Source organism: Microbacterium sp. SCN 71-21 (assembly GCF_001725695.1).
Taxonomy (GTDB): Bacteria; Actinomycetota; Actinomycetes; order Actinomycetales; family Microbacteriaceae; genus Microbacterium; species Microbacterium ginsengisoli.
In genome coordinates, this window is record NZ_MEGA01000123.1 from 1 (window position 1) to 4,330 (window position 4,330).

Below are 4,330 nucleotides of genomic sequence, written 5' to 3' on the forward strand. Positions count from 1 at the left end.
CCTGCCGCATCCCAGAAAGGACCGCCCCTGCGACCACCAGGCAGACGTGCACGCGCACCCCTCCCGTCAGAGCCGGACCCGGCCCGCGGTTCCCCGGCGCTGGGGGCCGGGGGCGTCTGGGTCGCCGCAGCGGCCGCGGCCGCCGGGGTTGGGTCGGCGTATTGGGACGACTCCCGGCACACCACCCTCGGCCGGGACAGCACCTTCATCCCTCCGCACCTGCTGCTGTATGCGTCGATCCTCACCGTCGGGGTCGTGATCGCCGGCTGGGGGTGGCGGCGGCTGGCCGCGACACGATCCGTGGCCGCCGTGTTCCGCACGCCCGGGTTCGCGGTCGCGGTCGCTGCGGCGGTCGCGACCGCGGCGGCCGCGCCCGCCGACGCGTTCTGGCACACCGCGTTCGGGCGTGACGCGGTGCTCTGGTCGCCCCCGCACCTGCTGTCGGTGATCGGCACCCTGTGCGTGCTGATCGGCCTGCTCACCGGCACCGACCGGCTCGTGCCTGCCCCGCCGCGGATCGCCCTGGCCGCAGGCGTGCTGGGGGCGGCGCTGATCATCGTGATGGAATACGACACCGACGTGCCCCAGTTCACCGAGACCCTGTACCTGCCGCTGCTGCTGGCGACCACGCTCGGCGCGGCATGGGTGATCACCACCCTGGTCCCCGGCCGCACCCGCCTTGTCCTCGTCGTCGCCGTGTACCTGGTGTTCCGGGTGGTGCTGTGGGTGCTGCTCACCACCTCTGGGTGGCTCGCCCCCGACCTGCCGGTCGCGGTGGCCGGGCTCTTCCTGCTGGCCCTGCCCGTCCCCCGGTGGCGGTGGCCGGTGGCCGCCCTCGCCGTGACCACCCTGCAACTGCTGGCCTCCGGGACCGGGATCAGCAGCGTCCCACCCACCCCCGTCGCCTGGTCCGCCGTCGGCACCACCACGGTGATCATCGTCAGCATGATCGCCCTCACCGTGCGGCCGGGGACTCGCCTCCGATCCGGGGCCGCGGCCGCGGCCCTCACCCTTCTGCTGGTCGCCCTCGCCCCGCCCCCACCCGCGCAGGCGCACGACCCCGGCCAGGGCACCGCCTACGGCACCGCACAGATGACCGTCACCGGCGACGGCACCGGGCAGCTGACCGTCACCATCACCGGCATCCGCCTCACCGACGACACCGACCTCACCCCGTCCCGTCTGGTCGCCCGCCGCGCCGGAGAGGACCTCACCGCGCCGCTGCGCGCACAACCCGGCACCCCGCCTCCCGGTACCTTCACCGGGGAACTGGCACTGCCGTCACCGGGGCTGTGGTTCATGTACGCCCAGTTCGCCACCGGCGAACGCACCCTCGAGGTGTGGGTGCCCGTCGATCAGCAACTCACCGGCCCGCAAAGCCAGCAGCGCAACCTCTACCAGCCCGTCACCGCTGCCACCCCGCCACCGGGGCAGATCCTCCTCGGCGCCGTGCTCCTCGCCGTCTCGGCGGCGCTCACGGTCGCCGCGGCCGTCACCGTCGCCCGCCGCCGACGCGTCCTCCCTCCCGCGACCACCTGACCACGGCGAGGTCACCGCGCCCCGTTGCGGGCGGGCGGGCGATCTCGGCCTCCGGCAACCGAAACGGTCGGGCACGATGAGCTGAGCACCTCTTGCATCCGCCTGCTGTGCTGCCGGAGGGCGCGGACGTGACTCGACGCGGCAACGGCGACCACAACGGCGGCGGTTCTTCGGTTCGTGGGGTTATTCGGTGACGTTGATGATCATGGTCAGGCCGCCGGCGCCGTCGGTTTCGACGTTGTTGTTGGTGGTGTGGTGGTTGATGTGGCAGTGGATGAGCCACTGGCCGGGCTCGAGCGCGTTCCAGAGCACGTCGTAGCGTTGTCCCGGCCCGACGTTGATCGTGTCGGCCTGGAACTGCTGCGCCGTGGTGAGGGCCGCACCGTCGCGGGCGACGACGGTGAACGGGCCGCCGTGGATGTGCATCGGATGGATGTCGATGGTGTTCGAGCCGATGAACCGCACCCGGAGGGTCTCCCCCACCTTCATGTCGATGGTCTCGGTGGCCGGGTACGCCTTCCCGTTGATGGTGAAGTAGTTCGGCATGCCCCCTTCCATCGGCATCGCCGGATAGGTCAGCCCCTCCCGAGACAGCCACTCCTGCAGCTGAATCGTGTACTCGCGATCGGCAGGCGGCTGCAGGCCAGGGTCGGCGGGGTCGATGATCAGCGCCCCGTACAGGCCGAGGGCCTGCTGCCGGTCGGCGTGATCGTGGGAGTGGTAGAAGAACGTGCCCCACTGCTTCACCGTGTACTCGTACCGGTAGGTGTCGCCGGGTTGGATGGGATCCTGGGTGATCCCGGCGGGCCCGTCCATCTCGTTGGGCACGTCCAGGCCGTGCCAGTGCACGGTCGTGGACTCGTCGAGCTCGTTGGTCACGTCGATGCGGATCCGGTCGCCCTGGGTGACCTGCAGCCGAGGCCCCGGGATCTGCCCGTTGTACGCGTACGCGTCGACGGTGACGCCGGGGAGGATCTCCCAGCGGATCTGCGACACGGTCAGCTCGAACACCCTCACCCCGTCCTCGACGCGGGCAGGTTCCAGCACCTCATCACCGCGGGTGTCCACGTCGTACGCGGCGGTCGCGGCCCGCGGGTCGACGGCGGCCATGTCCCGCATCGCCTCGGCGGGGGTGTCACGGGTCATGATCATCCCGGGCGGCATGATCAGCCCACCGACGTCGTGCGCGCTGAGAGTCATGTTGACGGCGTTCGCGGGGGCGACCATCCCGACCACGAGCGCGATCGCGGAGAACGCGCCGACCACGGTCAGCTGCGGCACGGTCACCGCTCCGGCGCCAGAAGGCTGGTGCGCCTCATGCCCCGACCCCGGCGACGACGCAGCGCCCGCCGCCTGGTCGTGGCCGGCGTGCGCCTCCGGCGGCTGCGGGTTGTGCTGCGCGTGCGCGTCATGCTCCTGGGGGTGGGTGGCGGGCTGGGGGCGGACGGTCATCAGACCGTGCTTGAGGCCCTTCTTCACCATCCACACGTTCACGGGGTAGGCGAGCACGAACCCGACCGCGATCCCGAAACTCATCACCGCCCAGAACAGCAACTCGGTGGGCAGCATGGCCCGCATGTCGCGGCCCATCATCAGCAGCGACATCACCGGCGCCATGCCCGCCATCATCAGGTTCATGCTGATGAACTCGGGCAGGAACGAGCGGCGCACGTTCTGCCAGTAGCTGCCGCCCATCATGTTTTTCATGAACAGGGCCTGGAACACGAACAACCCGAACGCGAACCCGGCGGCGTACTCGATGATCAGATCCAGCCACATCGGCAGGCCCAGCGACGCAGTGGATGGGCGAGCCGCTGCCCTGCTTCCACAGCGGCCGGGTGAACTCCTCATGCTCTCCCGGCCGTGGCTCCTTGTCCGCGAGCACATACAGCAGCGCCCCGATCGGCCCCAGGTAAAGGGTGACCAGGATGAAGCCCCACTTCATCACCGCCGGCTCCGGGTTGTGACGGAACTGGTCCACCCCGACCCAGATCGTGCTGATCGCGACCAGCACGAACCAGGCGACCAGGAAATAGTCGATCGGTTGAATCATCCTCGCCCGCCTCTCCCTCGCACACGACTCCCCCACACCTTATACCCCCTATGGGTATTCTTTTCAATCGGCGGCGCCTCGGGTGCCGACGGGTGCACGTGCCCGGTGGGGCGAACCTGACGCAGCCGAGACGATCGCGGCGGAGTTCAGCGACCCGTGCCGTCCTCAACGGCGCCGCCGAAGAAGTCCGCACCGGCAGACTCGACCCCGACGGCATCACGGCGATCCTGCTGCCCGCCTTCACCGACACCACCGCACCCCGAGGGCACTGATCCTTCCGCTCAGGAGACGGACGTCGTTCGGCGATAATCGAGAACGACGTGCCGGTGGACGCGATGTGGCTGCTCTGTCGGCGAAGGCGTGGAGGGCCTGCGGCCGGGCGGGATCCGGGAGACGCAAAGGTCGGATTGGTACAGTGAGGGACTATGCCCCGCGACCCCCGATCCCGGCCCGACCGGGTCATCGCGGCGGGGTGGTGGTCGGGGCGGCTGCTGACCATCCTGGGCCTGGCACTTGTGCTCATCATCGGCGGCTGGACCACCTCCCACACCACGGCTGACGCGCACGCCGACACCAGTGCGGGCTCCCCCGTCGCGACCGGCTCTACCCCAGACTCGGGGGCACCGGTGGAGGGCCGGACGGCGTCGTCCTCTGCGGGGGTGTCCGTCGATGCGTCCGGGGCGTGGGGGTGCCTGATCGGGGTGGTGTGCACGCTGCTGGTACTGGCGGCCGTGACGG

At 70.4% G+C, this 4,330-nt stretch carries 2 protein-coding genes and 1 pseudogene; 2 read left to right on the plus strand and 1 reads right to left on the minus strand.

The features are described 5' to 3' along the window. The first annotated feature begins 255 nt into the window (after positions 1-255). Complete coding sequence (locus ABT08_RS12975; protein ID WP_288115233.1) at positions 256-1,539, plus strand: hypothetical protein; 1,284 nt, start codon at positions 256-258, stop codon at positions 1,537-1,539. Positions 1,540-1,722: 183 nt separating this feature from the next. Here the strand turns inward: ABT08_RS12975 and ABT08_RS12980 are convergent, their stop codons facing one another. Further along, on the minus strand, positions 1,723-3,318 hold the full coding sequence (locus ABT08_RS12980) for a multicopper oxidase domain-containing protein (RefSeq protein WP_288115234.1): 1,596 nt from the start codon (positions 3,316-3,318) through the stop codon (positions 1,723-1,725). A gap of 699 nt (positions 3,319-4,017) precedes the next feature. On the opposite strand from ABT08_RS12980, the pseudogene ABT08_RS12985 reads away from it, so the two are divergent. Next, a pseudogene (locus tag ABT08_RS12985) lies at positions 4,018-4,330 on the plus strand (hypothetical protein); the annotation flags it as partial.